General features: G+C 63.2%; 24 protein-coding genes. 12 read left to right on the top strand and 12 right to left on the bottom strand.

The window, feature by feature from the left end:
* Window positions 1-44: 44 nt before the first annotated feature.
* The 4 genes from AC3WR3_RS10270 to AC3WR3_RS10255 all read right to left on the bottom strand — a co-directional run bounded on the left by AC3WR3_RS10270 (window position 45) and on the right by AC3WR3_RS10255 (window position 2,338).
* Window positions 45-485, bottom strand: a complete 441-nt coding sequence (locus AC3WR3_RS10270; protein WP_247626021.1) for an acetyltransferase — start codon at window positions 483-485, stop codon at window positions 45-47.
* Between the two features lie 49 nt (window positions 486-534).
* Window positions 535-996, bottom strand: a complete 462-nt coding sequence (locus AC3WR3_RS10265; protein ID WP_492291802.1) for a GNAT family N-acetyltransferase — start codon at window positions 994-996, stop codon at window positions 535-537.
* Window positions 997-1,030: 34 nt separating this feature from the next.
* Window positions 1,031-1,363: a YnfA family protein gene (locus tag AC3WR3_RS10260; protein ID WP_492291801.1), complete on the bottom strand. Its 333-nt coding sequence runs from the start codon at window positions 1,361-1,363 to the stop codon at window positions 1,031-1,033.
* A 129-nt stretch (window positions 1,364-1,492) separates the two neighbouring features.
* Window positions 1,493-2,338 (bottom strand): DUF5718 family protein, encoded by an 846-nt coding sequence (locus tag AC3WR3_RS10255; RefSeq protein ID WP_492291800.1) that lies wholly within the window; start codon window positions 2,336-2,338, stop codon window positions 1,493-1,495.
* Between the two features lie 270 nt (window positions 2,339-2,608).
* Here AC3WR3_RS10255 and AC3WR3_RS10250 point away from each other — a divergent pair, with 270 nt between their 5' ends.
* The 4 genes from AC3WR3_RS10250 to AC3WR3_RS10235 all read left to right on the top strand — a co-directional run bounded on the left by AC3WR3_RS10250 (window position 2,609) and on the right by AC3WR3_RS10235 (window position 4,757).
* On the top strand, window positions 2,609-3,181 hold the full coding sequence (locus tag AC3WR3_RS10250; RefSeq protein WP_492291799.1) for a class IV adenylate cyclase: 573 nt from the start codon (window positions 2,609-2,611) through the stop codon (window positions 3,179-3,181).
* Complete coding sequence (locus AC3WR3_RS10245; protein WP_492291798.1) at window positions 3,178-3,570, top strand: NUDIX hydrolase; 393 nt, start codon at window positions 3,178-3,180, stop codon at window positions 3,568-3,570. The genes AC3WR3_RS10250 and AC3WR3_RS10245 overlap by 4 nt, the downstream gene beginning before the upstream one ends.
* 272 nt (window positions 3,571-3,842) lie before the next feature.
* On the top strand, window positions 3,843-4,349 hold the full coding sequence (locus AC3WR3_RS10240) for a GNAT family N-acetyltransferase (RefSeq protein ID WP_139434317.1): 507 nt from the start codon (window positions 3,843-3,845) through the stop codon (window positions 4,347-4,349).
* A 114-nt stretch (window positions 4,350-4,463) separates the two neighbouring features.
* Window positions 4,464-4,757 carry an antibiotic biosynthesis monooxygenase family protein gene (locus tag AC3WR3_RS10235; protein ID WP_025327104.1) on the top strand — a complete coding sequence of 98 codons (294 nt, stop codon included), beginning with the start codon at window positions 4,464-4,466 and terminating at the stop codon, window positions 4,755-4,757.
* A gap of 38 nt (window positions 4,758-4,795) precedes the next feature.
* On the opposite strand, the gene pdxY is transcribed toward AC3WR3_RS10235, so the two are convergent.
* The 3 genes from pdxY to AC3WR3_RS10220 all read right to left on the bottom strand — a co-directional run bounded on the left by pdxY (window position 4,796) and on the right by AC3WR3_RS10220 (window position 7,404).
* Window positions 4,796-5,671, bottom strand: a complete 876-nt coding sequence (gene pdxY / locus AC3WR3_RS10230; protein WP_492291797.1) for a pyridoxal kinase PdxY — start codon at window positions 5,669-5,671, stop codon at window positions 4,796-4,798.
* 335 nt (window positions 5,672-6,006) lie between these two features.
* Window positions 6,007-6,762, bottom strand: a complete 756-nt coding sequence (locus tag AC3WR3_RS10225) for a DUF429 domain-containing protein (protein ID WP_492291796.1) — start codon at window positions 6,760-6,762, stop codon at window positions 6,007-6,009.
* A gap of 78 nt (window positions 6,763-6,840) precedes the next feature.
* On the bottom strand, window positions 6,841-7,404 hold the full coding sequence (locus tag AC3WR3_RS10220; protein WP_202045843.1) for a VC2662 family protein: 564 nt from the start codon (window positions 7,402-7,404) through the stop codon (window positions 6,841-6,843).
* Between the two features lie 301 nt (window positions 7,405-7,705).
* Here AC3WR3_RS10220 and AC3WR3_RS10215 point away from each other — a divergent pair, with 301 nt between their 5' ends.
* The 4 genes from AC3WR3_RS10215 to ybcJ all read left to right on the top strand — a co-directional run bounded on the left by AC3WR3_RS10215 (window position 7,706) and on the right by ybcJ (window position 10,739).
* Window positions 7,706-8,056, top strand: a complete 351-nt coding sequence (locus AC3WR3_RS10215; RefSeq protein WP_342058384.1) for a phasin family protein — start codon at window positions 7,706-7,708, stop codon at window positions 8,054-8,056.
* Window positions 8,057-8,148: 92 nt separating this feature from the next.
* The gene (locus tag AC3WR3_RS10210; RefSeq protein ID WP_492291795.1) at window positions 8,149-9,933 is read left to right on the top strand and encodes a class I poly(R)-hydroxyalkanoic acid synthase; all 1,785 of its coding nucleotides are present in this window, start codon (window positions 8,149-8,151) and stop codon (window positions 9,931-9,933) included.
* Window positions 9,930-10,334, top strand: coding sequence for a MaoC family dehydratase (locus tag AC3WR3_RS10205; RefSeq protein ID WP_404836537.1), 405 nt, complete (start codon window positions 9,930-9,932; stop codon window positions 10,332-10,334). Before AC3WR3_RS10210 ends, AC3WR3_RS10205 begins: the two co-directional genes overlap by 4 nt.
* 171 nt (window positions 10,335-10,505) lie before the next feature.
* Window positions 10,506-10,739, top strand: coding sequence for a ribosome-associated protein YbcJ (ybcJ, locus tag AC3WR3_RS10200; RefSeq protein ID WP_010674882.1), 234 nt, complete (start codon window positions 10,506-10,508; stop codon window positions 10,737-10,739).
* Between the two features lie 250 nt (window positions 10,740-10,989).
* On the opposite strand, the gene AC3WR3_RS10195 is transcribed toward ybcJ, so the two are convergent.
* Window positions 10,990-11,463 (bottom strand): DUF4442 domain-containing protein, encoded by a 474-nt coding sequence (locus tag AC3WR3_RS10195; protein WP_139434310.1) that lies wholly within the window; start codon window positions 11,461-11,463, stop codon window positions 10,990-10,992.
* A 431-nt stretch (window positions 11,464-11,894) separates the two neighbouring features.
* Between AC3WR3_RS10195 and AC3WR3_RS10190 the strand changes: the two genes are divergently transcribed.
* A complete protein-coding gene (locus AC3WR3_RS10190) occupies window positions 11,895-13,076 on the top strand; it encodes a hypothetical protein (RefSeq protein ID WP_492291794.1) in 1,182 nt (393 codons plus the stop codon).
* Window positions 13,077-13,135: 59 nt separating this feature from the next.
* Here the strand turns inward: AC3WR3_RS10190 and AC3WR3_RS10185 are convergent, their stop codons facing one another.
* From AC3WR3_RS10185 to AC3WR3_RS10175, 3 genes are all read right to left on the bottom strand, one after another.
* Entirely contained in the window at window positions 13,136-14,887 is a 1,752-nt protein-coding gene (locus AC3WR3_RS10185; RefSeq protein ID WP_429107720.1) for an ABC transporter transmembrane domain-containing protein, read from the bottom strand.
* Window positions 14,884-16,620: an ABC transporter transmembrane domain-containing protein gene (locus AC3WR3_RS10180; RefSeq protein ID WP_492291793.1), complete on the bottom strand. Its 1,737-nt coding sequence runs from the start codon at window positions 16,618-16,620 to the stop codon at window positions 14,884-14,886. Before AC3WR3_RS10180 ends, AC3WR3_RS10185 begins: the two co-directional genes overlap by 4 nt.
* 142 nt (window positions 16,621-16,762) lie before the next feature.
* Window positions 16,763-19,561, bottom strand: a complete 2,799-nt coding sequence (locus tag AC3WR3_RS10175; RefSeq protein ID WP_492291792.1) for a response regulator — start codon at window positions 19,559-19,561, stop codon at window positions 16,763-16,765.
* A 154-nt stretch (window positions 19,562-19,715) separates the two neighbouring features.
* Here AC3WR3_RS10175 and trxC point away from each other — a divergent pair, with 154 nt between their 5' ends.
* The 3 genes from trxC to AC3WR3_RS10160 all read left to right on the top strand — a co-directional run bounded on the left by trxC (window position 19,716) and on the right by AC3WR3_RS10160 (window position 22,552).
* Window positions 19,716-20,156, top strand: a complete 441-nt coding sequence (trxC, locus tag AC3WR3_RS10170) for a thioredoxin TrxC (RefSeq protein ID WP_492291791.1) — start codon at window positions 19,716-19,718, stop codon at window positions 20,154-20,156.
* A 154-nt stretch (window positions 20,157-20,310) separates the two neighbouring features.
* Window positions 20,311-21,696, top strand: a complete 1,386-nt coding sequence (locus AC3WR3_RS10165; RefSeq protein WP_139434304.1) for an SLC13 family permease — start codon at window positions 20,311-20,313, stop codon at window positions 21,694-21,696.
* A 301-nt stretch (window positions 21,697-21,997) separates the two neighbouring features.
* Window positions 21,998-22,552, top strand: coding sequence for a cytochrome b/b6 domain-containing protein (locus AC3WR3_RS10160; RefSeq protein ID WP_492291790.1), 555 nt, complete (start codon window positions 21,998-22,000; stop codon window positions 22,550-22,552).
* Between the two features lie 64 nt (window positions 22,553-22,616).
* Here the strand turns inward: AC3WR3_RS10160 and AC3WR3_RS10155 are convergent, their stop codons facing one another.
* On the bottom strand, window positions 22,617-25,091 hold the full coding sequence (locus AC3WR3_RS10155) for a glycogen/starch/alpha-glucan phosphorylase (protein WP_492291789.1): 2,475 nt from the start codon (window positions 25,089-25,091) through the stop codon (window positions 22,617-22,619).
* Window positions 25,092-25,320 lie beyond the last annotated feature (229 nt).

Here is a 25,320-nt window from a genome sequence, read left to right as displayed (position 1 = left end):
AAAAAACCGCCCACTTCGGGCGGTTTTTTTATGCTCTGGCGCCCTTATTCGGCGGCCAAGGCCATGTGCAACAGGGGATAGGGCTTGCCCTGGCCATCCAGGGGGGAGCGCCCCGTCACCTCGAAACCCAGGTGCTGATAGAAGCCGAGGGCCTGGGCATTCTGCTCGTTGACGTCCACCCTTCTCGCCCCTTGCCCATTGATGGCGTGGGCCACCAGCAGGCGGCCGACCCCGCCCCCTCTCGCCTCGGGGGCGATGAAGAGCATCTCGATGTTGCCATCGTGCACGCCGCAAAAACCGGCTATCTCCCCCTCCTCTCCCCTGGCGCAGACCAGATCCACCGCCGCAAAGTAGTGCGCCAGGATCAGGGGCTTGAGCGTGGCAATATCCGCCTCTTGCAGGAAGTGATGGGTGGCGCGCACCGAAGCCTCCCAGAGGGCGATCAGAGCCTGGTAATCCCCGGTTTGCGCTTGTTCAATCTTCATGATGTTGTGACTCAATCTCTGGTAAACGTTGGCAATGCGGTGCCCAGCGTCAGGGGATTGCCCTGGCCTCGGCCTGCTTGATGACAAAGCCCTTCTCGATGCCGGCCTTGAAACCCAGCTTTTCGTACAGGCGATGGGCCTCTTCGCGCCCCTCCCCCGACAGCAGCATCACCTTGTAGCAATCCAGCTCCCAGGCCAGGGTCAGGGCCTGCGCCAATACCCGCTGGCTCAACCCCTGACGCCGAAACGCAGAGGCCGTCACCACGTGCTCTATGATGGCGAAGGGCCTGCCGCCGTTGGTCAGGGTCGGGATCACCCCGAGCTGGCAGGTGGCGGCGAGCTGCCCCTCCACCTCGGCCACCAGGATCCGCACCCCGGGCTCGGCCAGCAACTGCCTGAGCGCAGCCCTCGCCACCGATGGCGTCAGCACGGGATCCCGGGGCCTGAGCTCGGCGTAAAGGCCGAGCAAACCCGCCAGATCCTGCTCCCTGCACTCTCTGATCACCGCCATGGCAACCCTCCTGATCTTCTGCGCCCCTGCCGCCCTATGCGGATCTGGGGGCAAACATGATGATGGCCATGCCCGTGAGGGCGACCCCGGAGCCGACCCAGTCCCATAGGGTGGGTCTGATGCCATCCACCGCCCAGAGCCAGAGGATGGCCACGAAGATATAGACGCCCCCATAGGCGGCATAGACACGGCCGGCGGCGGTCGGATGCAGGGAGAGCAGCCAGGCAAAGAGGGCAAGACTCAGGCTCGCGGGGAGCAGCAACCAGGCGCTCCGCCCCTGGGTCAGCCACAGATAGGGCAGATAGCAGCCGACGATCTCGGCCACCGCGGTGATCAGAAACAACCCGATCGTTTTGAACTCCAGCATCATGGGTCTCTAGCAAGGGGGTGACAGAGGCTGAATGTTAAAACAACGCATTGGGTTATGTAAGCACGGCGACGGCGCAGGCCAGGAGGAAGGAGATCCTTCCCCCACGGGCGCGGGGGAAGGGAGACGTCAACGGACCCTGACCGCCTGCAGCAGGGCAGAGACATCCGGGCCAAAGGTTCGGCTACGAATGGCTTCGCGAATATCCGCTTCGCCGTAACGGCTGGCCGGGTAGACCACCACGCAGGCGGTGTCGCCGGGCGCGAGGAAGTGAGTCTCGCCGAAGGGGGTGTAGCGGGTGGCGCCTATGCTGATGAGGGCGTGGGCCGGGCGCCCCGCCTGGGCCAGCAGCCCCTGGATATGCTCGGCCGGGCCTTCATCCTGCTGATGGTTGAACTTGTCGATGGCCCAGTCGAGCAGCTGCCGATGGAAGTAGCTGTAGTCCACCGCCGCGCTGTCGACGCCATAGGGGTGCAGCTCCCCATCGCGCTCCAGATAGCAGGCGATGCGGTAATCGTCGAGCTCGCAACCCGGGGCAAAATGGCCGAGGGGCAGCAGAGTGGTAGCCAGTCCCTTGCTCTCCTCCCCCCAGTTCTTCTTCTCGCTGATCTTTTTGGCGTTGGGGCGACGGATGGAGCAGTCGTTGTAGGCGCCGAACGCCTTGGGATGGATGGCCACCACCTGCTCCCCCGCGTACTCCAGCTCGCACCAGAGCGCCACCTCGGGTTCGATTTGCACCTTTTCGTCGCCGCTCACCGCCGCCTCTGGCAGGAAGATGGCCTCGCCGCTCAATGGGAAGACGCCGAGCTGGCCCGGATGATCCGGCACATAGAAGGGGAACAGCGCCTTGGGGGCAACCTTGTCCGCGACCTTGACGGCGACGAAGTCCGCCGCCTCGCCGGCCTGCTCCAGATGGCCGGCGAAGTTGCCCGCCACCCCCAATCCGATAAAGCGGTTCAATCTGGTGATCTGCATCTGTGGCTCCATTGGCGCGGCCCGGGCCGCCGCCTCGTTGTCTATGTTCAGGGCGGCAGCACTACCGCCAAAGAGGGAGCGTATTAGAGCACAGCCCCCTGGCGGCGCCCAGTTGCCCGGCCGCAAGCTGTGCACCAGGGCGGATTTTCCCTCACCAGATGGTCATAAAGAGAGCAGTCAGCGCCAAGCTGTGATCCCGGTGCTTGGGCGAGCCCCGCGCTTTTGCTAGTCTGCCCTATTCATTTTTCGTTTGGGTGCCGGTGCCGAGCCATGACCACACATTTTCAGGGTCGCTTCGAGGTGGAGTTCAAATACCGCCTGACGGATGGCGCGGCCTTCCTCCGTGCCCTCGAGGCCCTCGGCCCCGAGGTGATGGTGGCGGACAATCATGAGCAGGACTGCTACTTCGACACGGCGGACCGCGCCCTGGCAAGGGAGCAGAAGAGCCTGGTGATCCGCACCATGGCGCCCTCCGGCATCCGGCTCTGGATAGTCAAGGGACCGGGGCCCGATCGCTGCGAGGCGGTCAACATCACGGACGCGGACAAGGCCATCAGCATGGTGCGCACCCTGGGTTACCAGCCGGTGCTGACCATCGACAAGCGGCGCAGCATCTACTTCCTTGGCCCCTTCCACCTGACCCTGGACAGCCTGGCCGGGATCGGCGATTTTGCCGAGCTCGCCATCATGACCGACGAGGAGGCCGCGCTGCCCGCTTACCGGGAGCAACTGCTGGCGCTGGCCACCCGGCTGGGGCTCGGCCCCGAGATGCGGGAAACCCGCTCCTATCGCACCCTGTGCGAGCAGTCCGCCCACCTTCGACAAGAGGAATCAGCCCCATGATCGACAAACTCGCCTGGCTCACCTTCAAGGAGGGGCAACTGCTCTGTGCCCGTTCCCACGGCAAGGCCCTCTATTACATCCCCGGCGGCAAGCGTGAGCCGGGGGAGAGCGACGAGGCGGCCCTGGTGCGCGAGCTAGCGGAGGAGCTGGCGATCAGCCTCAAACCCGAGACCCTGCGCCTCGCCTGCGAGTTCAGCGCCCAGGCCGACGGCAAGCCGCAAGGGGTAGAAGTCAGGCTGCGCTGCTACACCGGCGAGGCCGACGGCAGCCCCACCGCCTCGGCAGAGATCGCCGAGCTGCGCTGGCTGGACAGCCGCCATCTTGACGAGATCTCCCCCGTCTCCCGCCTGCTGTTCCAGTGGCTGGTTGAGCAGGGACTGATCCGCTAGCGGCATGGCTCGTGGACGAATATCTCCCATGCCCCGCCCGCTGTTCCAGTGGCTGGCCGAGCAGGGGCTGATCCGCTAGCGGCATGGCCCATGGACGAATATCTTCCATGCCCCGCCTGCTGTTCCAGTGGCTGGCCGAGCAGGGGCTGATCCGCTAGGGAGATGGCTCGTGGAGAGGCTTCCAGCTCCGCCCAGTAACACCGGCTGACAGAGCAAGATTGAACCGTTAATCCCGAATTGATTGGCAATTGGATACAAGAAGAGGAGTTTCAATGGAGATCCTTGAGGTCGATAGCACCAGAGGCATCAAGCCTGCGTTGATCACACTGCTGCAAGATTGCGTGGCCAGCGGCGCCTCGGTGGGCTTCCTGCCTCCCCTGCAGGAAGAGCGGGGATTGGAGTACTGGCAAGGCATCGAAGGGGAGCTGGCCGACGGGGTGCGCAAGCTCTGGGTGGCCTTCGATCAGCACCACCTGGTGGGCGCCCTGCAGCTCTCCCTGTGCACCAAGGCCAACGGCGGCCACAGGGCCGAGGTGGAGAAGCTGATGGTACACAGCCAGGCCCGCGGCAAGGGGGTGGGCCGCGCCCTCATGCAGGCCATGGAGCAAGGGGCTCGGGAGGCCGGGCGCACCCTGCTGGTGCTGGACACCCGGGTCGGCGACATCGCCTCCACCCTCTACCGCCAGCTGGGCTACCAGGAGGCCGGTCAGATCCCGGACTTCGCCCGCAACGCGGACGGCACCCTGGCGGCGACCCAGTTCTTCTACAAGCAGCTCTGAGGGGCGAGAAACCCAAAGGCCCAACGCAACAAGGCCAGCCCCGAGGCTGGCCTTGTTTATTGGCGCGTTCACTGCTCAAATGGCCCCTTCATCCAGAGACGGCAAGGAGCCATCATGATATTGGAAGTCGCCCCGCTGCAGATCATCCCGGGCCAGGCTGCCGCCTTCGAACAGGCATTCGCGCAGGCCCAGCGCATCATCAGCACCCTGCCCGGTTACGCTGGCCACCAGCTGCAACGTTCACTGACCGACTCACACCGCTACCTGCTGCTGGTCAACTGGCAACGGCTCGAGGATCATACCCAGGGCTTTCGCGGCTCCCCCCAGTACCAGGAGTGGAAGGCGCTGCTCCATCACTTCTACGATCCCTTCCCCACTGTGGAGCATTTTCAGGCGGTACAACCTTGATCAGCCAAGGATGAGCTTGGCCGATCACGGTTGCCGCATCACGCCACCTCGCCTGCCAGGCGCTCGGCCCTATGTGCGATCCGCGGCTCGGCGAAGTCGGCCTGGGCCGCGATCAGTTGCAACTCGTAGGCATCCGCCTGCCAGGTCTGGCGCAGCACCGCATCGACCGCGGCGTTGGTGCGCTCGAAGGCCGCCACCGCATCAAACCCCGCCTGCAGGTTGGCCAGCATCAGGGCGCTGATGAGATCCCCCACCCCCACCGGCTGGCGGGCAAACTCGTAGAGCGGCCGGGCGATGAGATAATCCCCCTCGGGGGTGGTCAGTAGCATCTCGAAACGGCCGGGATCACTGGCGGCGCGCCCCAGGTGCTTGACCAGCACCATCTTGACACCGCTTTCCAGCAGTTGGTGGGCGGCGGCGCGGGTCTGGGCCAGGGTCGTCAGGTGGGCGCCGCACAGGGTCTCCAGCTCCAGCAGGTTGGGGGCCATGATGTCCGCCACTGGCAGCGCCTGCTCGGTGAGGAAGCGGGTCACGCCGGGGGCGACTATACATCCCTTCTCCGGGTGGCCCATCACGGGATCGCAAAAATAGATGGCCGCCGGATTGGCCGCCTTGACGGCCGCGACCACCGCCAGGATCTCGTTCCCCTGCTCCGCCGATCCCAGGTAGCCGCTCAGTACCGCATCGCAGTGCCCCAGCACCTCGATATCCATCAGCCCCTGACAGAGGGCGCTGATATGGCCGGCGGGCATCGCCATCCCCTGCCAGCCCGCCGCGTACTGGGTGTGATTGGAAAACTGCACCGTGTTGACGGGCCAGACCTCCATGCCGAGACGGCGCATGGGAAAGACGGCGGCGCTGTTGCCGGCACAGCCAAATACCACGTGGGACTGGATAGAGAGAATGCGTTTCATCGACACCACCACTGAAGAAGCATGAGGAAAGCGGGCAATATATCGGATGCAGAGCAGGCTCTGCCAGTGATTCCCGGCAACCCTCGCCATTTATGCGGCAAAAAGACCATTCAATGGAGTGTTACGCCAACCCCCGCCGCCCTTGCTCAACCTGGCGAACCAGAACCGCCTCGGTTTCTTCGGTGTAACATGGGCTCTTCACACTCTTGTTTGATGGCATATGAGAACATTTTTAATACAAGGTGGCGGATGGCGGGAGAAAAAATGAGGAAAAGCAATGAGGCGTGGAGGGCACTGAGCCCGGGGCCTATGACCCCGGGCTTTGCAGTTAAGGATTAAGGCCTGGCGAAGTGATAGACCCAGCCTTCGTCCAGGGGGAAGTCGGAGGGCGCAGAGACAAGATCCGGCAGGGGCGCGGCCGCTCCCCCGGCGGCATATTGCAGCGCCATCAGGGCGCAGAGGGCGGCGTCGTAACGATCCGTCCCGGCCACCACATCAGCCGGCAAGGAGGCCGCTATCTCCTCCCTGGCAGGTGAAGCCTTGCCTGCGACCTTGGCGAGGGCCGGATAGACCTCCAGCACGGCGCGCTCGGCCCGGGGCTCGAGCCTTGGCACAAGCTGCAGATCCCCAAGGCGCGGCAACATGGAGAGCGCCAGGGTGGCGTTGTTGCCGAGCCTGTCGAAGGTGGCAGACAGCGGCTTCTTGCCGTATTGATGATGCAGCCAGCGTTCGCAGTCCCGATAGGCATAGGGGTTGTCTATCTCCCGCTGGGGCACGGCGCACTCGACTCCCCTCCCCGCCAGCAGCTCGCCGAGGGCGCGGGGAAAGGCCAGCGGGGCATCGATGCCGAGCGCCAGTCGCGGGCAGGCCAGCACCTGCATCTGCGCCATCTCGTCTTGCAGCGCCGGGCGCAGCAAGGCGTCCAGATCCGGCGCCACCCGGGAGCTCAACCGAAACAGGGGGGAGACCCCGAGCCAGTGCAACTGCTGCGTGCGGGCCTGCCAGCCCACCACGGCCACCGCCTGGGCATTGCCCTGCCAGCCCCTCACATCCCAACCGATGCCGATGGCATCCAAGTATTCCGTTGTCATGCCCCTGTCACCTCTGCGCACTATTGATGGTGCACAGGGTAATGGCTGCGTCCCCTAAAGCAAGACCGAGTGCCCCTGCTAGAAGGATTTCTTGAAGTTGATGAGGGGCAGTATGGGGAAGATGCCGTTCTCGGCGTAGTTGGCGAGACCTATCTGCAGACCATCGAGGTGCTTGGTGGCGTTGATGAAGCCAAGCTGGAAGGTGGTGCGCTCGGCGTAGTTGACGAAGCCGAGGTTGGCCAGGGCATTGCCCTTGGCGATGTTGACCGCCCCCCAGTTGAGCCCCTGCACGTTGTTGGTCAGGTTGACGAAGCCCAGGTTGACCCCGGTGTCCTGCCCCTCGTGCCAGTTGACGGCGTTGATGGCGACCCCGCCGAACTGGTGACGCACCCGGGCGGCGCCGAAGAAGATGCCCAGCTGCAGACCGGTGAACTGATCCACGTCGGAGAGGGCAAACACCGGCAGATCGATGCCCTTCACCTGACCGGTGCGGCCATACAGGAAGGAGGCGCGCGCCCCTTCCACCTGGTGGGAGGCTGGCAGGTTGATGCCGGGCAGGGAGATCTGGACCGGGGTGCTGGCCTGGGCGACACCGGCGAGGGTCAGCGCGGTGCAACCGAGCAGCAGGGCGAGAGGTTTCATCGGGATTCCTTGGCAGTCTGAGTGACATGCCAGACTACCAGCGCGGCGCTGGCGGGACGAGCGTGCACCAGGCCCCGTGCGTCACCTCTCGTCTGACCCAGGCCCCCGGCGAGGAACGCTGACATAAAAATTCAAACAGAAATTAACATTTATGTCATTTACACCAAACCGCATTTGATTGCAGAATGCTCAAACGTGTGTTTGAACAGAGCAAACAACACGTAAACATGGATGACGAGTTGTACCCACTCTGGGCCAGTTGGCTCATAACAATACAGTTCAGCCGAAATGGAGACGCATGATGAATATGGACATACTCAAGAGCTTTACCGAGCAGATGCAAGGCTTTGCCTCCCCCCTCACCCGCTACAACCAGTTGCTGGCCAGCAACATAGAGCAGCTGACCCGGTTGCAGCTGGCCTCCGCCAACGCCTACGCCGAACTGGGCCTCAACCAGTTGCAGGCCGTGAGCAAGGTGCAGGATGCCCAGAGTCTGGCTGCCCTGGGTACGGTGCAACTGGAGACCGCCAGCCAGCTCTCCCGCCAGATGCTGGACGATATCCAGAAGCTCAACGCCCTCGGGGTACAGTTCAAGGAAGAGCTGGATGCCCTGACCGCGGACGGCATCAAGAAGAGCACGGGCAAGGCCTGATAACCCCTGGCTGCCCGCTCGGGCAGCCACATCTCCCCACGACTCGACGGTGCGGGCGAGTTCCCGCCGCGGGTGTGGGTGAAGGAGAGCACATGAGCCAACCATCTTATGGCCCGCTGTTCGAGGCCCTGGCCCACTACAACGAGAAGCTGCTGGCCATGGCCAAGGCCCAGACAGAGCGCACCGCCCAGGCGCTGCTGCAGACCAATCTGGACGATCTGGGCCAGGTGCTGGAGCAGGGCAGCCAGCAACCCTGGCAACTGATCCAGGCCCAGATGAACTGGTGGCAGGATCAGCTCAAGCTGATGCAGCACACCCTGCTGAAAAGCGCAGGCCAGCAGAGCGAGCCGGTGATCACCCCGGAGCGCAGCGATCGCCGCTTCAAGGCCGAGGCCTGGAGCGAACAACCCCTCTATGACTACCTCAAACAGTCCTACCTGCTCACCGCCAGGCACCTGCTGGCCTCGGTGGATGCCCTGGAGGGCGTCCCCCAGAAGAGCCGGGAGCGGCTGCGTTTCTTCACCCGCCAGTATGTCAACGCCATGGCCCCCAGCAACTTCCTGGCGACCAACCCGGAGCTGCTCAAGCTGACCCTGGAGTCCGACGGCCAGAACCTGGTGCGCGGGCTGGCCCTCTTGGCCGAGGATCTGGAGCGCAGCGCCGATCAGCTCAACATCCGCCTGACCGACGAATCCGCCTTCGAGCTCGGCCGGGATCTGGCGACCACCCCGGGCCGGGTGGTGCAGCGCACCGAGCTCTATGAGCTCATCCAGTACAGCCCGACCACCGAGACGGTGGGCAAGACGCCGGTACTGATCGTGCCCCCCTTCATCAACAAGTACTACATCATGGACATGCGGCCCCAGAACTCCCTGGTCGCCTGGCTGGTCGCCCAGGGCCAGACGGTGTTCATGATCTCCTGGCGCAACCCTGGGGTGGCACAGGCGCAGGTCGATCTCGACGACTACGTGGTGGACGGCGTCATCGCCGCCCTGGACGCCGTGGAGGCGGCCACCGGCGAGCGGGAGGTGCACGGTATCGGCTACTGCATCGGCGGCACCGCCCTGTCGCTCGCCATGGGCTGGCTGGCGGCGCGGCGCCAGAAGCAGCGGGTGCGCACCGCCACCCTGTTCACCACCCTGCTGGACTTCTCCCAGCCCGGGGAGCTTGGCATCTTCATCCACGAGCCCATCATAGCGGCGCTCGAGGCGCAAAATGAGGCCAAGGGCATCATGGACGGGCGCCAGCTGGCTGTCTCCTTCAGCCTGCTGCGGGAGAACAGCCTCTACTGGAACTACTACATCGACAGCTACCTCAAGGGGCAGAGCCCGGTGGCCTTCGATCTGCTGCACTGGAACAGCGACAGCACCCATGTGGCGGGCAAGACCCACAACAGCCTGCTGCGCCGTCTCTACCTGGAGAACCAGCTGGTGAAGGGGGAGCTCAAGATCCGCAACACCCGCATCGATCTCGCCAAGGTGAAGACCCCCGTGCTGCTGGTGTCGGCGGTGGACGATCACATCGCCCTCTGGCAGGGCACCTGGCAGGGCATGAAGCTGTTCGGCGGGGAGCAGCGCTTCCTCCTGGCGGAATCGGGCCACATCGCCGGCATCATCAACCCGCCGGCCGCCAACAAGTACGGCTTCTGGCACAACGGGGCCGAGGCCGAGAGTCCGGAGAGCTGGCTTGCTGGGGCGACGCATCAGGGCGGCTCCTGGTGGCCCGAGATGATGGGCTTTATCCAGAGCCGTGACGAAGGGGCGGAACCAGTCCCTGCGCGGGTCCCGGCGGAGGGGCTGGCCCCCGCCCCCGGCCACTATGTCAAGGTGCGGCTCAACCCCGTGTTTGCCAGCGCCACCGAGGAGGACGCCGCATGAGCCCACTGCCCCTGGAAGTAGGCCAGAAGGCCCGTCTCAGCAAGCGGTTCGGGGCGGCGGAGGTGGCCGCCTTCGCCGCGCTCTCGGAGGACTTCAACCCCCTTCACCTGGATCCGGCCTTCGCCGCCACCACGGCGTTCGAGCGCCCCATCGTCCACGGCATGCTGCTCGCCAGCCTCTTCTCCGGGCTGCTGGGCCAGCAGTTGCCGGGCAAGGGGAGCATCTATCTGGGCCAGAGCCTCAGCTTCAAGCTGCCGGTCTTTGTCGGGGACGAGGTGACGGCAGAGGTGGAGGTGATTGCCCTGCGCGGCGACAAGCCCATCGCCACCCTGGCCACCCGCATCTTCACCCAAGGCGGCGCCCTCGCCGTGACGGGGGAAGCCGTGGTCAAGCGGCCTTGAGCACCGACGGCACACAGACACAATCAGCCCGGCCCTCGCCGGGCTGATTGTTTGCCGCGCTCCGTTCCCCCTTTTTCGGGGCAATTGGGCCCAGGCCCTTTCCCTGCCCCGCCTAACTGCCTAAAATGGCCGCCCTGCCGTGTAGGCATTCATCCAGCTAGAGGATTTCCCATGGAGACGTTTCTGCTCGAAGGTCACCCCTTCGTTGCCTTGTGTGACCTGATCAAGCATCAGGGTTGGGCCGATTGTGGCGGTGCCGCCAAGGCGCTGGTCGCCGAGGGCCTGGTGGAAGTGGACGGTCAGGTCGAGACCCGCAAGCGCTGCAAGATAGTGGCCGAGCAGGTGGTCAACTTCAACGGCATGAAGGTCGTGGTGAAGGAAGGCGTCAGCCCCGAGATCCTCTAAGCCCGAGAGCTGCCCCCCAAGCGCTGCCCGGCACAGTCGCCGGGCCAGGGGCATCAAGACCGTGCTGAAGGAAGGATCCAACCCCGAGATCCTCTAAGCCCGAGATCTGCCTTCCAAGGGCTGCCCGGCACAGTTGCCGGGCTGGCGGTCAGCCTGTCGCCGGCCAGGGGCATCAAGACCGTGCTGAAGGAAGGGCCCACCCCGAGATCTGCGGACCCTTGCCCCCGCCCTGCCAGCACACTGTGGCGGGCTAGCTTGCCTTGATCGACAGGGTCAGCACGAAGCGCGCCATCGCCTCATCCCCGTTGAGCGACGGGCAGGTAGCCACCACCTGGATGGGGCGGTTGATGCGCTGCCCCGTCGCCAGGGACTCGTCTATCATGGCGTCGATGGCCTCCCCGGCCGCGCAGTCAAACTGCACGTCCCCCTCGGGGCGCTTCAGAAACTCCCCCTGCACATCCTTGAAGGCAAAATGCACCTTCTTGCGCCTTGCCCGCCCCTTCTCCATCACCAGCAAGCCCCCCACCAGATCGGCGCCGGTGGCGAGCGCCCCGAAGTACATGCTGCCCAGGTGGTTGCGGGTGCGCCAGCCGAGGGGAATGCGGATGCGCAGCGCCCTGGCGTTCATCTCCTCGATGACGGGGGCGCAAAAACCGATGACGGGAATATAGCGCCAGGCGAACAGGCGCAGTGCCAGATTGGCTTTGAAGCGTTGCAGGTCCATTGCAAACTGATCCGATGAGTGAGTGTGAACGAAATGTTGCCAGTCACCACCCCAATAGACAAGCCTCCATTGCCGTCGTTGTGAGGGCGATCGGCTCCCGGGTGCATTTGAAAATCAAATGATGGGCGCCATTGCATTCGATGGGCAAATGATGGGCCCGGGCATTCGCCGCCACAGCGACGCCATTTCCCCTCGATGGCGGCGGTTTTTTTTCAAGAAAGAACTCATATGGCACTTTAATGACAGCCCTAGTCGAATGAAAGCTAACGATAAACGAGGTTGCCCCGGCGCTAGCCCACTCATCCGCCAGCGCCACTGGGATTAGTCACAGTAACGAAATGCCGCCCCCCTCGCTAGGCTCTGCTGGCTCGTGCATGGCCACTCGGCACCGAGCCATCCTGTGACACCAATCTCAGCATAAGGATAGAGAGATGAGTAACGTTCAACAGCTGTTCAACGGGGGCGAGAGCGCCGGTACCTTCCTGCTCGACTTCAACAACAACCGTGCCTTTGAGCTGTTTGGCCGGGAGTACCTCAAGTGCTATGCCAACCTCAGCACCAAGGGGAAGATGAGCAAGCCCCTGCCCACCGGGCCGCTCAGCTACGCCGTCGACTTCGCCATGGATTGCGGCTGCAGTTCGGTGCTGTTCGACTTCAACCTCGCCTACAAGAAGACCTTCGGCAACCAGGCCCAGGCCCCCCTGTGGCGCGAGTCGGACTACGAGGCCGAGATAGTGCTCTGCCAGCTGGTGCGCGAGGCCCCGGCCAACCGCCTGAGCAACCATGATCAGTTCGCCGAGGCCGAGGCCTTCTTCAACGACGTCAACCTGCCCACCTCCGCCAGGAATGTGGGAGGTGATCCTTATGCCGACAAGGACGGTCTGGTGGAGTTCATCGTCGCCAACGAGCTGCTGGACGATCCCGCCGTCATGGCCAGACTGGCGGAGCAGAAGGCCTACCTCATCGCCATCACCTCTGTGGTCACCGCCTACATCAACCGCTACGCCGAGGCCTATGGCGAGCAGTACAAGACGGACGCGGATCTCTGGGCCAGGGCCCTCTCCAAGATCCCCCTGATGGGGCCGAGCAAGATCGATCAGCAGAGCTACAGCCGCCACATCAAGGGGCTCAGCATCGCCACCGACTTCATCAACTTCATCATGGACGTGGTGGTGAGCCAGGGCACCACGGCGCTGGCGAGCTTCAACAAGTTCCTGCAAAAACAGGGGGATGCCATCCGCTTCGGGGTGGAGAACAACAAGGACTTCTACAAGACCATCACGGTCGGCATCACGGTGGAAGTGTTCAAAGTGGGCAGCGAGCTGGTCTATGTGCCGAAGATCAAGCAGTACCGCGTCAACTTCGACCGCCAGAACAGCAAGTTCACCTCCGCCTGTGCCAGCGCCGAGTTCGTCGACATCCACTTCAACTACCTCTACGCCGCCAACGTGTTCGACTACGAGGCCTTGAAGGATCCCGAGATCAAGCGCGACTTCGACAACTTCATCCAGAAGCAGCGCAAGGCCCAGATCGAGGAAGCCGACACCTTCTTCAACGACGACTTCCCGCCCCTGGAGCCCAAGCTGATCGCACGGCGCAAGGCCACGGTCTGAGGCACATTCCCATATAAAAAAACAGCCGGCATCTGCCGGCTGTTTTTTTATGAGGAACCTCAGGCCCGTTTCTCTTCGAGCCAGGCCCCCTGGCTCTGCATCTCGAACAGCTGGGCGTAGTGGCCCCCCAGCGCCATCAGCTCGGCGTGGGTGCCGCGCTCGCTCACCTGACCGCGGGAGAGCAGCAGGATCTCGTCGGCATCGACTATGGTGGAGAGCCGGTGGGCGATGGCGATGGTGGTGCGGCCACGGCGCGCCGCCGAGAGCGCCTGGGAGAGCGCGAGCTCCGTCTGGGAGTCCACGCTCGCGGTCGCCTCGTCCAGGATGAGGATCCGCGGATCCCCCACCAGGGCGCGGGCAAAGGAGAGCAGCTGGCGCTGACCGGCGGAGAGGTTCTTGCCCCCCTCCTCCATCAGGGTCTCCAGCCCCTTTGGCAGGTGGCGCACGAAGGCGGCCAGCTGCACCTCCTCCAGGGCCTGCCAGAGCCTCTGCTCGTCGATGCCGTCACGGCCGAGGCGCAGGTTGTCCGCCAGGGTCCCGACGAAGATGAAGGGATCCTGCTGCACCAGGCCTATGCTGCGGCGCACCGCCGAGAGCGACAGCGCGCTCATGGGGTGATCATCGAAACGGATGCAGCCCTGATCCAGCGGGTAGAAGCCCATCAGCAGGCTGATGATGGTGGACTTGCCGCTGCCGGTGTGGCCCACCAGCGCCAGCATCTGGCCGGGACGGGTGGCAAAGCTCACCTCCTGCAGCACCGGTTGCTGGCCATCGTAGGAGAAGCTCACCCCCTCGAAGCTGACCCGCCCCTGCAACGCAGGGCTCTCCCCTTGCGTGCTTTCACGGGATTCGTCCAGCAGGGCGAAGACCCGCTCCCCCGCCACCATGGCCTGCTGCAGCTGGTTGAGCTGGTTGGTCATCTCGATCAGGGGCTCGATCATGCGCCCCAGATAGCTGATGAAGGCGTAGAGCACCCCCACCTGGATGGCGCCGCCCGTGCTCAAACCCTCGTGGGCAAACAGCGCCAGCAGGCCGATGAGCACCATCATGTAGAAGAGATCGATGAGGGGGCGCAGCAGTATGCCGTTGATCTTGAGGCTCTTGATCCTGGCCTGCCAGTGCTGCTGGTTCACCTCGGCAAAGGCATTGGCGAAGTGGCGCTCCTGCACCATGGCCTGAATCACCGGCATCCCCTGCAGGGACTCGTTGAGCCGGCTGTTGATGTCGGAGAGCAGGCTGCGAGTCGCCCGCACCACGGGCACGCTCAATTTCTGGTAGAGCCACATCACGGCCCCCACCGCTGGCAGCAGGGTGGCGCACACCAGCATCAGGCGCAGATCCAGCAGCGCCATGGAGATGAGGATGCCGCACAAGAGCACCACTTTTTGCACCAAGAGCCCTATCACCTGCACATAGAGGTTCATGATCGCCTCGGTGTCGTTGGTGATGCGGGAGATGAGGGAGCCCGAGCGGTGCTTGTCGAAATAGCGGGCAGGCAGCCGGATGGCGGTGGCAAACACCTGCTCGCGAAGGCGCTGCACCACCGCCTGGGCGATGCGGTTGAAGCGCAGGGATTGCAGGTAGAAACCCGCCGCCGAGAGCACCTGCAGGCCGAGATAACCGGCGGCAAGGGCGGCGATGTCGGGCCACACCAGCTGGCGCGGCGCCAGATAGTCGTCGATGAAGAGCTTGATGAGCAGGGGCCCGGCCACTTCGGCGCCGGTGGCCAGCAGCAGGCAGACGCCCGCCTGCACCAGCCAGCGCGGGTAACGGGCGCAATAGGCGAGCAGCCGTTTGATGGTTGGATTCACAGGCTCTCCTCCACGTCTTGTTCCAGGCGCTGATAGCGCACCATGTCCGCGTACCAGCCGTTGTGGGCCATCAGGGCGCCGTGAGTACCGCGCTCGCTGATGGCGCCCTGATCCAGCACCAGGATCTCGTCGGCCTGCTCCACCGCCGTCATGCGGTGGCTCACCAGAATGAGGGTCCGTCTGTGGGCCTTGAGCGCCAGCAGGATCTGCTGCTCTGTATGGGCATCCACTGCCGACAGGGCGTCGTCCAGCACCAGGACAGGTGCCGCCAGCAACAGGGCGCGGGCGATGGCGAGGCGCTGCTTCTGGCCGCCGGAGAGGGTCACCCCCTTCTCCCCCACCTCGGTCTCATACCCCCTGGGGAAACGAACGATGTCGTCGTGGACGCAGGCGATGCGGGCCACCCGCTCTATCTCCTCCCGGCTCGCCTCCGGCTTGCCGAGGGCGATGTTGGCGGCGATGGTGGTGGAGAAGAGGAAGGGCTCCTGTGGCACGTAGGCAAACTGGCTGCGCAGGGTGCCCAGGGGCAGCTGGTCGATGGGCACGCCCCCCATGGCAATGGTACCGGCCGTGGGATTGGCCAGCCGCATCAGAAGCTTGAGCAGGGAGCTCTTGCCCGCCCCGGTGCGCCCCACCACCCCCAGCATGCCTCCTTGCTGCAGGGCAAAGTCGATGCCCGCAAGCAGGCTGCGCTGCTCCAGCCGATAACCCAGCCCCCTGGCCTCAAGCGGCAGAGCCGAGACAAAGGCCGCAGGCCGGACCGGCTCTTCGATGTCGCTGCGCTCCCCCAGCATGCTCTCGATGCGGGAGTAGGCGGCGCTGCCCCGCTCTATGATGTTGAACAGCCAGGCGATGGCGAACATGGGCCAGATAAGCTGACCCAGGTACATGGTGAAGCTGGTGAGCTCCCCCAGGGTCAATTTGTCTTGCAGCACCAGGGCGCTGCCGCCGGCCACCGCCAGGAAGTAGGAGCAGCCGATGCACAGATAGATCACGGGATCGAACTTGGCATCGATGCGGGCCACCGCCATGTTGCGCTCCCCCGCCTGGCGGGTCAGTTCGGCGAAGCCCTGATCCTCAAGGGACTCCACCGCGTAGGACTTGAGCACCCGCACCCCGGAGAGAGCCTCCTGGGTCTTGTTGTTGAGCCGGGAGAAGGCCCCCTGCGCCGCCTTGAACTCCTTGTAGATCTGGGTGCCAAAGCGGTTCATGAAGAAGGCCATCACCGGCAGCGGCAACAGGGAGAGCAGGGTCAGCTGCCAGGAGTACTGGCTGCACATGATGGAGAGCACCAGGATCCCGACGATGAAGGAGTCCACCAGGGTCAGCACCCCCTCCCCGGCGGTCATCTCCACCGCCTGGATGTCATTGGTGGCGTGGGCCATCAGATCGCCGGTGCGGTGGTGCTGATAGAAATCCGGGCTCATGCGGGTGAAGTGGGTAAAGAGCCGGTTGCGCAGCACATAGGCGAGCCGGTAGGAGGCACCAAACAGCATGACCCGCCACACGTAGCGCAGCAGATAGATGAGCAGCCCAAGGCCCAGCAGCCCCGCCAGATAGTCCATCAGGGTGCCGTCATCGAGCTCCCCCCTGGCGATGCCATCCACTACCCAGCCCACCACCTTGGGGGGGATCACGGTCAACAGGGCCACCATCATCAGCAATGAGATGGCCATCAGATAACGCCGCCACTGATCCTTGAAAAACCAGCCAAGCCGCAAAAATACGCTCACAGTAAAGTCCTTGCTCGCGGCACAGCGGGGGCCGCGTGGTCATAAGAGAAGCTCAATACAATCGCCCCCGAGGTGGGGGCGATGGGAGTGGGTCATCATAGCCTGAAGCGGACGACTTGAGAACGATTGCTATCTCACCGGTTCACAGCCGCTTGTCCGGGGAGGAGAACGGGAAGGCGACCGACTCCTGCTGCTCGCCGGTCAGCAGGAAGTGGGAGACCTCCTCCCGGGTCTGGGTGAAGACCTGCTGCAACTGGTTGAGCTCCCCCTCGCTCAGCTCCTCTTGCAGCCGCAGCCGCCACTCCAGCTCGCCGGCCAGCAGCTGCAGCCGGGAGGCGGAGATGTTGGCCGACACCCCCTTCAAGGTGTGCAGCAGGCGGCAGGCCACCTCGGGCTGCTGGCGACGCAGGGCGGAGCGAATGTCCCACAGGTCGTCCTTGTGCTCGGAGAGGAACAGCTTGAACAGGATCTGCAGCGCCTCCCTGTCCTGCTCCAGCCGGTGCAGGGCATCCTCCAGATCCAGCACCCCCATCAGGTCCGGCGGCTTGACCTCGAGCGGCACCCGCCGCTCGCCGCTGGCGCTCTTCACCCACTGCAGCAGGTTGTTGTAGAGATCCAGCTTGCTGACCGGCTTGGTGACATAGCCGTTCATGCCGACCCCGAGGCAGCGCTCCCTGTCCCCCGGCATGGCGCTGGCGGTGAGCGCTATGATGGGGACGTCGTGCTTGTCCACCATCTTGCGGATCTGGCGGGTCGCATCCAGGCCGTCGAGCACCGGCATCTGCAAATCCATCAGGATCACGTCAAAGGGCTGCTCCGCCACCTGCTCCACCGCCTCACGCCCGTTGTCCACCACGGTGACCACGGCCTCGACCCGGCGCAGGTACTCCATGATGAGCTGCTGGTTGACGCGGTTGTCTTCGGCCAGCAGCACCCGGGTCCCGTGCAGCAGCTCCCTGAAGTGCTGCTGATCCCCCTGCGCCTCGGCCTGACGGACCTTGTTGTCGTGGGAGCTGCCGTTGAGCAGCTCGTCCACCTTGGCCAGCAGGGCGTTCTCTGTCATGGGCTTGGGCAGGAAGTGGGTCAGCCCCATGCTCTCCATGCGCCCGTGCAGCCCCTCCCTGGACCAGGCGCTGGTCATCAGTATGGGCAGGCGCCGCCACTGGCTGTGCTGATACATCTCGAGGGCGAGATCCAGACCGTCCTCCTGCCCCATGCGCCAGTCGAGGATGGCGAGCCGGATGTGGTGGCCGTCCTCACGCAGCGCCTGGCGGGCGCGGGAGAGGCTGTTGACCGCGATCACCGAGGCGCCGGCCCGGCCCAGTATGTCCTTGGCGAGCTCCAGCACCAGTTCGTTGTCATCCATCATCAGGATGAGGGGCTGGTGATCGAAGAAGACCCGGCGCCCGGAGACCCCATAGACCGCCTGTGAAAGGGGGATCTCGAACAGGAAGGTGGAGCCCACCCCGGGCTTGCTCTGCACCCTGATCTCCCCCCCCATCAGCCCCACCAGCCGCTGGGAGATGTTGAGCCCGAGCCCCGAGCCGCCATATTTGCGGGTGTTGCCCGCCTCTAGCTGGGTAAAGGGCTGGAACAGCTGCGCCTGCTTCTCCGGCGCTATGCCGATGCCGGTGTCCCGCACGCTGAAGCAGACCCGCATCGGGTATTGATTGACTAGAGTGATGGCCACCTCCACCTCCCCCCGCTCGGTGAACTTGATGGCGTTGTTGACCAGGTTGACCAGCACCTGGCCGAGGCGCAGCGGATCGCCGCGCAGGAAATCGGGCACCGCAGGCGACTTATTGATGATGACCTCGAGCTGCTTGCGCTCCGCCAGATCCGCAAACATGGCGGCCAGGGAGTCGAGCTGCTCGCTGAGATCGAAGTCGATCTCCTCCAGGGTCAGCTTGCCGGACTCCACCTTGGTGAGATCCAGGATGTCGTTGATGAGCAGCAGCAAGGTATCGGACGATGACTTTATCTTGTTGAGATAGTCCCGCTGCTGCTGATCGAGCTTGGTCTGCAGCGCCAGGGCACTGAAGCCGATGATGGCGTTCATGGGGGTGCGGATCTCGTGGCTCATGTTGGCCAGGAAGTCGCTCTTGGCCTGGGCCAGCAAGGCGGCGTGGCGGGACAGCTCGCTCAGCTTCTGGTTGCGGCGCCACAGGGTCGCGGCCACCAGCGAGAAGCAGAGCAGCGCGCCCCCCAGCACTATCAGGTAGAAGCGGCTCTTGAGGGAGGAGGCCAAGTCCAGCTTGCTCTGCTTCCAGGCCGGCAGCGAGGCCAGCCCCTTCATCTCGACGATCTGGTTGCGCAGGCGATGGTATTCCATCACCTGCTGGTTGAGCTCCTGACTGAGCCGGGTGAGGGCCATGACCTTGGGCTGCCCGGAGTAGGTCTCCATCAGCCGCCGTTGCAGTTGCTGCAGTTGACGCAGCTCGCTCGTGTCCCAGCTGCGCCTGAGGTAGTGGCTCAGGCGGGCGAGCTCGGTGAGATCGCGGGCCTGCTCGGCCCCGGCCGGCAGGGTTGCCAGCAGCGCCTTGAGCTGGCCCTGGAAACGGGGCGCCAGGTATTCGATGGTCATCTCCATGGTGTAGAGCCTGGCGAGATCCAGCAGATAACCATCGATGTCCCGTTGCAGCGCCTGGGACTTGGGATCATCCACCGACCCCGGGTCTTCGCGTACCTGGCTCACGAAACGATCCAGGCTGCTCGACAGCAGGCTGAGGCGCTGCTGTACGCTGCCATCGCTGGCCTTCTCGCGTCCCAGCAGATAGACGGTGTCGGTATTGACCCGGTTGAGGACCAGCTCTGCGGCCACGCTCAGATCGGAGGCGCGTTGCTGCTGGCTCAGCAACTGCCAGCAATAGGCAGAAAACGCCAGCAGCGATACGATGATAAGGCCAAAGACAACACCATTGTCCCGTGCAACACTCTTCATCCCGTCTCGATTCTCATGTCATGGTCGGCCATCCGGTGACCCTGGGTCAGGGCCAGACAGCCGAGTGTGAAAAACAACTGAGCACTATGTTACCGTTAGTCTGCTCTGTGAATGCAATAAAGATGTTGCCGGGCCATGAATAAAGGAGCCAATTATGTCACTTGTCACTACCTATTGTAGCCACTGCTTTACCCGCAATCGCCTGCCCGGCGACAAGCTGGACGCCAGTGCGAAGTGCGGTCGCTGCCACCAGCCCCTGTTTTCCCACTCCCCGGTGTCGGGTCGCATGGCACACTTTGATGCCCTGATCCAGTCCGACATACCGGTGGTGGTCGATTTCTGGGCCAGCTGGTGCGGCCCCTGCCTGCAGTTCGCCCCCGTCTTTCAAGAGATAGCCCAGGAGCTCGAACCCCGCATCCGCTTCGTGAAGCTCGACACCGAACAGGAGGCCGCCATCGCCAGCCGCTATGCCATTCGCAGCATACCGACCCTGATGATCTTCAGAGGGGGGCAGATCCTGGCTCAGCGCAGCGGCTCCCTGCCCAAGAGCCTGTTCAGGGAGTGGCTGCTGTCCGTCACGGCAGCGCCCAAATGAAAACGAAATGTTTAATTTCTGTTTAATCCCAGATCCATTTTCACTTGACTCTGTGAGTCGCCACATGCTTTGACCATATCCCCCTGTTTCAAACAGGGGGATAAATGTAACCTCGGCAACACAACAACAACCATAAATTAACCGAGAGAACAACATGCATACCTCTGCAGTCCCTTCCGCCCCTACACGCTGGCTGGACATCAAGGCCGGGATCGTCATTCTGGATCTCCTGCTGCTCTGTGCCATGCTCGCCTGGCTTCCGTTTGATCCCATGATCAACAAAGGCCTCGGCATCCTGATCTTCATCGCCATCCTCTGGCTGACCGAAGCGGTGAACATCACCATCACGGCCTTGTCCATCCCGGTGCTCGCCACCCTGCTCGGGGTGTTTGACATGAGCAAGTCGCTGACCGACTTCGCCAACCCTGTCCTCTTCCTCTTCTTCGGCGGCTTTGCCCTGGCTGCGGCCCTCTCCAAGCAGGGGCTGGATACCCAGATCGCCGCCAAGGTGATGCAGCTGGCCAAGGGGCACCTGGGCTGGGCAGCCATAGTGCTGTTCACCATCACGGCGGCGCTCTCCATGTGGATCAGCAACACCGCCACCGCCGCCATGATGATGCCGCTCGCCCTCGGCATGCTCAAGGGACTCGACGTTCACAAGGAGCGTCGCACCCTGGTCTTCGTGCTGCTTGGCGTCGCCTACAGCGCCAGCATCGGCGGGATCGGCACTCTGGTGGGCAGCCCCCCCAATGCCATCGCCGCCGCCCAGATGGGGCTGGGCTTCACCGACTGGCTCAAGTTCGGCATCCCGGTGGTGCTCATCTTCATGCCGGTGGGCATAGGCCTGCTCTACTGGGTGACGCGCCCCAACCTGTCGCACCAGGTCAGCACCGAGCAGGTCACCATAGAGTGGACCGGCCAGCGCAAGACCACCTTGCTCATCTTCCTGACCACAGTGCTGCTGTGGATTGGATCCCAGCCCATCGCCGCGGCGCTCGGCGGCATTCCCCAGTTCGATACCCTGATCGCCATGGGCGCCATCCTGGCCATCGCCGTCAGCCGGGTCGCCAGCTGGGATGACATCAACCAGAACACCGACTGGGGCGTGCTGCTGCTGTTCGGGGGTGGCCTGACCTTAAGCGCCATCCTCAAGCAGACCGGCGCCAACGCCTTCCTGGCGGAGCACCTCTCCAGTGCGCTCGCCACCATGCCCATCTTCATCATACTGCTCTGCCTTGCCGCCTTCGTGGTGTTCCTGACCGAGCTGGTCTCCAACACCGCCACCGCCGCCCTGCTGGTGCCGCTGTTCGCCGGTGTGGCCGAGGCGCTGGGGGTCTCCCCCATCGTCGTGTCCGTGCTGATCGCCGTCGGGGCCTCCTGCGCCTTCATGCTGCCGGTGGCCACGCCGCCCAACGCCATCGTCTTCGCCAGCGGTCACATCCAGCAGCGGGAGATGATGCGCGCCGGTCTGGTGCTGAACCTGGTGTTCACCGTCATCCTGACCCTGCTGGCCTATTTCATGGGTGACATCCTCCATTGATCCCCGGCCAGACAGATGGGCCTGAGGATGCTGACGGGCCCAGCCCCTGAGCCGTCGCCCACCTGGCCCGTTGAAACACCAGAGCCCCGCACCGTCGGGGCTCTTGTTTATTCTTCCCCCCAGCGCCTCCCCCCAGTCTCTCCCCTTCTCCCTGCAACCGGCCCTGCCCTGTGACGCGCCCCGGGCCATTAACACGGCCTTAAGAAAGTGCCTCCATGATCCGGACAAGGGCGTGCCGACATCAGGCGCATGGAAAGTCGGTGTGCATCACAACGAGAGGAAAAAAATCATGGAGAAAGCGATGGGAAGCGGCAGGGCCATCAGGGTATGGGATCCCCTGATCAGGGTGTTTCACTGGGCCACCGTCCTGCTGTGCGTGCTCAACCTGTTCATCCTGGAGGAGGGCAGACGCAATCACCGCTATGTCGGGTACGCCCTGGCCGGATTGCTGGTGCTGCGCATCCTGTGGGGATTTGTCGGCTCCGACTACGCCAGGTTTACCCAGTGGTTTCCGACCCCGGCCCGCCTGGGCTGCTACCTGCAGGCCAGCTGGCAGGGCAGACACCCCTATCATGCCGGCCACAATCCGCTGGGCGCCTTGATGATACTGCTGCTGTTGACCTGTCTGGTGGGGACGGCCGTCACCGGGATCATGACGGGGTACGAGCAGCTGTTTGATGAGGAGCTCATGGAGGAGCTCCACGAATTCTTTGCCAAGGCGCTGCAGATCGCCATCTTCATCCATGTGCTGGCGGTCATCGTCCTCGATCGCCTGACCCGGGGGGATCTCATCAGGGCCATGATCACCGGCAGGAAGCGCGTACCGGCCGACACCGAGATCGTCGACAAGCGCTGAGGTCTCCTCGATCAGAGGAGATAAAAAAACCCCGCGATGCGGGGTTTTTTCATATCGGGAGTGGTCAGCCGACGTTGCAGCTCTTCAATTTCCAGATCCGATCCACGTAGTCCTGGATGGAGCGGTCGGAGTTGAACTTGCCCATAGTAGCCGAGTTGATGATGGCCTTCTTCGCCCACAGCGCCGGATCCCGATACCAGGTATCGATCAGCTTGTGCGCTTCCGAGTAGGAGGCGAAATCGGCCAGGGTCAGGTAGGGATCTCCCCCTTCCAGCAAGGAGCGCTTGATGGAGGCGAGCTCCCCCGGGCGACCCGGCGTGAAGTAGTCGGTGTCGAACCAGTCCAGCACGGCTTTGAGCTCGGAGTTGGCGTAGTAGAAGTCGTACGGGTTGTAACCGCGCGCCTTCAGGGACTTCACCTCGTCCACGTTCAGGCCGAAGATGGCACAGTTCTCGGCCCCCGCCTCTTCGGCGATCTCGATGTTGGCGCCGTCCAGGGTGCCTATCGTGATGGCGCCGTTCAGTGCCATCTTCATGTTGCCGGTACCTGAGGCTTCATAACCTGCGGTGGAGATCTGCTCGGAGACATCCGCCGCCGGGATCAGCTTCTCGGCCAGGCTCACCCGGTAGTTCGGCATGAACACCACTTTCAGCTTGCCCTGGATGCGGGCGTCGTTGTTGACCCGCTCCGCCAGCTTGTTGATGGCGTAGATGATGTCCTTGGCCAGCTTGTAACCGGGCGCCGCCTTGGAGCCGAAGATGAACACCCGCGGGTGCATGTCATAGTCCGGGTTCGCCAGCAGACGACGGTAGAGCGCCATGATGTGGATGAGGTTCAGCTGCTGGCGCTTGTACTCGTGCAGACGCTTGATCTGGACGTCGAAGATCGCCTCGGCCGAGACATCGATGCCGGTTTCCGCCTTGATGACCTTGACCAGCTTCTCCTTGTTGTGACGCTTGATGGTCATGAACTGCTGCTGGAACGCCTTGTCGTCGGCAAACTTGGTCACGCTGCGCAGCTTGTCCAGCTGCAGCGGCCACTCCTTGCCCACCACTTCGTTGTAGAGGGCGGCAAGCTCGGGGTTGCAGGCCAGCAGCCAGCGACGGGGGGTCACGCCGTTGGTGACGTTGCACATCTTCTCGGGCCACAGCTCGGCATACTCGGGGAAGAGATCCTCTTTCACCAGCTTGGAGTGGATCTCGGCCACGCCGTTCACCTTGGAGGAGCCGATGACGCACAGGTTGCCCATGCGCACCTTGCGCACGTCCCCTTCTTCGATGATGGAGAGCTTGGCCTTGATGGTGTCGTTGCCCGGCCACTTGGGCTCCACCAGATCGTTCAGGAAGCGGGCGTTGATCTCGTAGATGATCTCGAGATGACGGGGCAGCACCTTCTCGAACAGGCTGACGGACCACTTCTCCAGCGCTTCCGGCAGCAGGGTGTGGTTGGTGTAGGAGAAGACCTGGTAGCAGATGGCCCAGGCTGCATCCCAGTTCAAGTCTTCCTCGTCCACCAGCACCCGCATCAACTCGGGGATGGCCACCGTCGGGTGGGTATCGTTGAGCTGGATGGCAATTTGCGCGGCAAAGTTACGGAAATCCGAACCATGGACCCGCTTGTAGCGGCGCATGATGTCCTTGATGGAGCAGGCACAGAAGAAGTACTGCTGGATCAGACGCAACTCTTTGCCTGCATCTGTCTCGTCATTCGGGTAGAGCACCTTGGAGATGGTCTCGGCCTGGGCCTTCTCTGCCTGGGAGTCGATGTAACCACCGGCGTTGAACACGTCCCAGTCGAAGAACTCGGAGGCGCGGGATTCCCACAGGCGCAGGATGTTGACGGTGTGACCGCCAAAGCCCACCACAGGAATGTCCCAGGGCACCCCTTTGATCTTGCGACCGGCGTGCCACACCTTCTTCAGGCCGCCCTTGTCACCGAACACGGTTTCCACGTAGCCGTAGAGCGGGATCTCCTGCACCGACTCGGGGCGGCAGATCTCCCAGGGGTTGCCATATTCACGCCAGGAGTCCGGGCGCTCGATCTGGCGGCCATCCTGGATCTCCTGACGGAACAGGCCGTGCTCGTAATGGATGCCGTAGCCCACCGCCGGGTAATTCAGGGTGGCCAGGGAGTCGATGAAGCAGGCGGCCAGACGACCCAGGCCGCCGTTGCCGAGGGCCATGTCCGGCTCTTGCTCGCACAGGTCGGTCAGTTCCAGACCGAGTTCACCCAGGGCCTCTTCGCAAGTCTTGTACAGGGAGAGGTTGTGCAGGTTGTTGGAGGTCAGACGCCCCATCAGGAATTCAGCAGAGAGATAGTGAATCGCACGAGTATCTTTCTTGAAGTGAGTCTGCTGAGTACGGGTCAGGCGCTCGTACACCTGTTCGTTGACGGCGGCAGCGGTCGCTTTCCACCATGCTTCGGGAGAGGCTTTCTGTTCGCTTGTACCCAAGGTAGAACGCAGGTGACGCACGATACTCGCCTTGAGCTGATCTTTATCCAGTTGGAGATCCTGGTCTGTCTTCTTCTTGGTAGCCATAAACCATTTTCCTTCGTTACAAATAAAAAATGTTATCCCCTTGAGGGACCGGCGCTGTTGTTATCTCAGAATATGTTCCGGCGTGGGCATACTAGCTAAAGCCGGGGGTTTAAAAGTTAACGTGAGTCACACTTTAACGTATAAAAATGACAGTTTCACCATGAAAACCCTTTCCTATATCCTCCCTGAACAAAATAAAAATAACCTTAAAAATCAAATCATTGAGTGA

The organism is Aeromonas sp. EU05-FHT14A05, assembly GCF_058791175.1.
The sequence above is the reverse complement of the archived record's forward strand: the minus strand, read 5'-3'. Positions and strand labels throughout refer to the sequence as shown.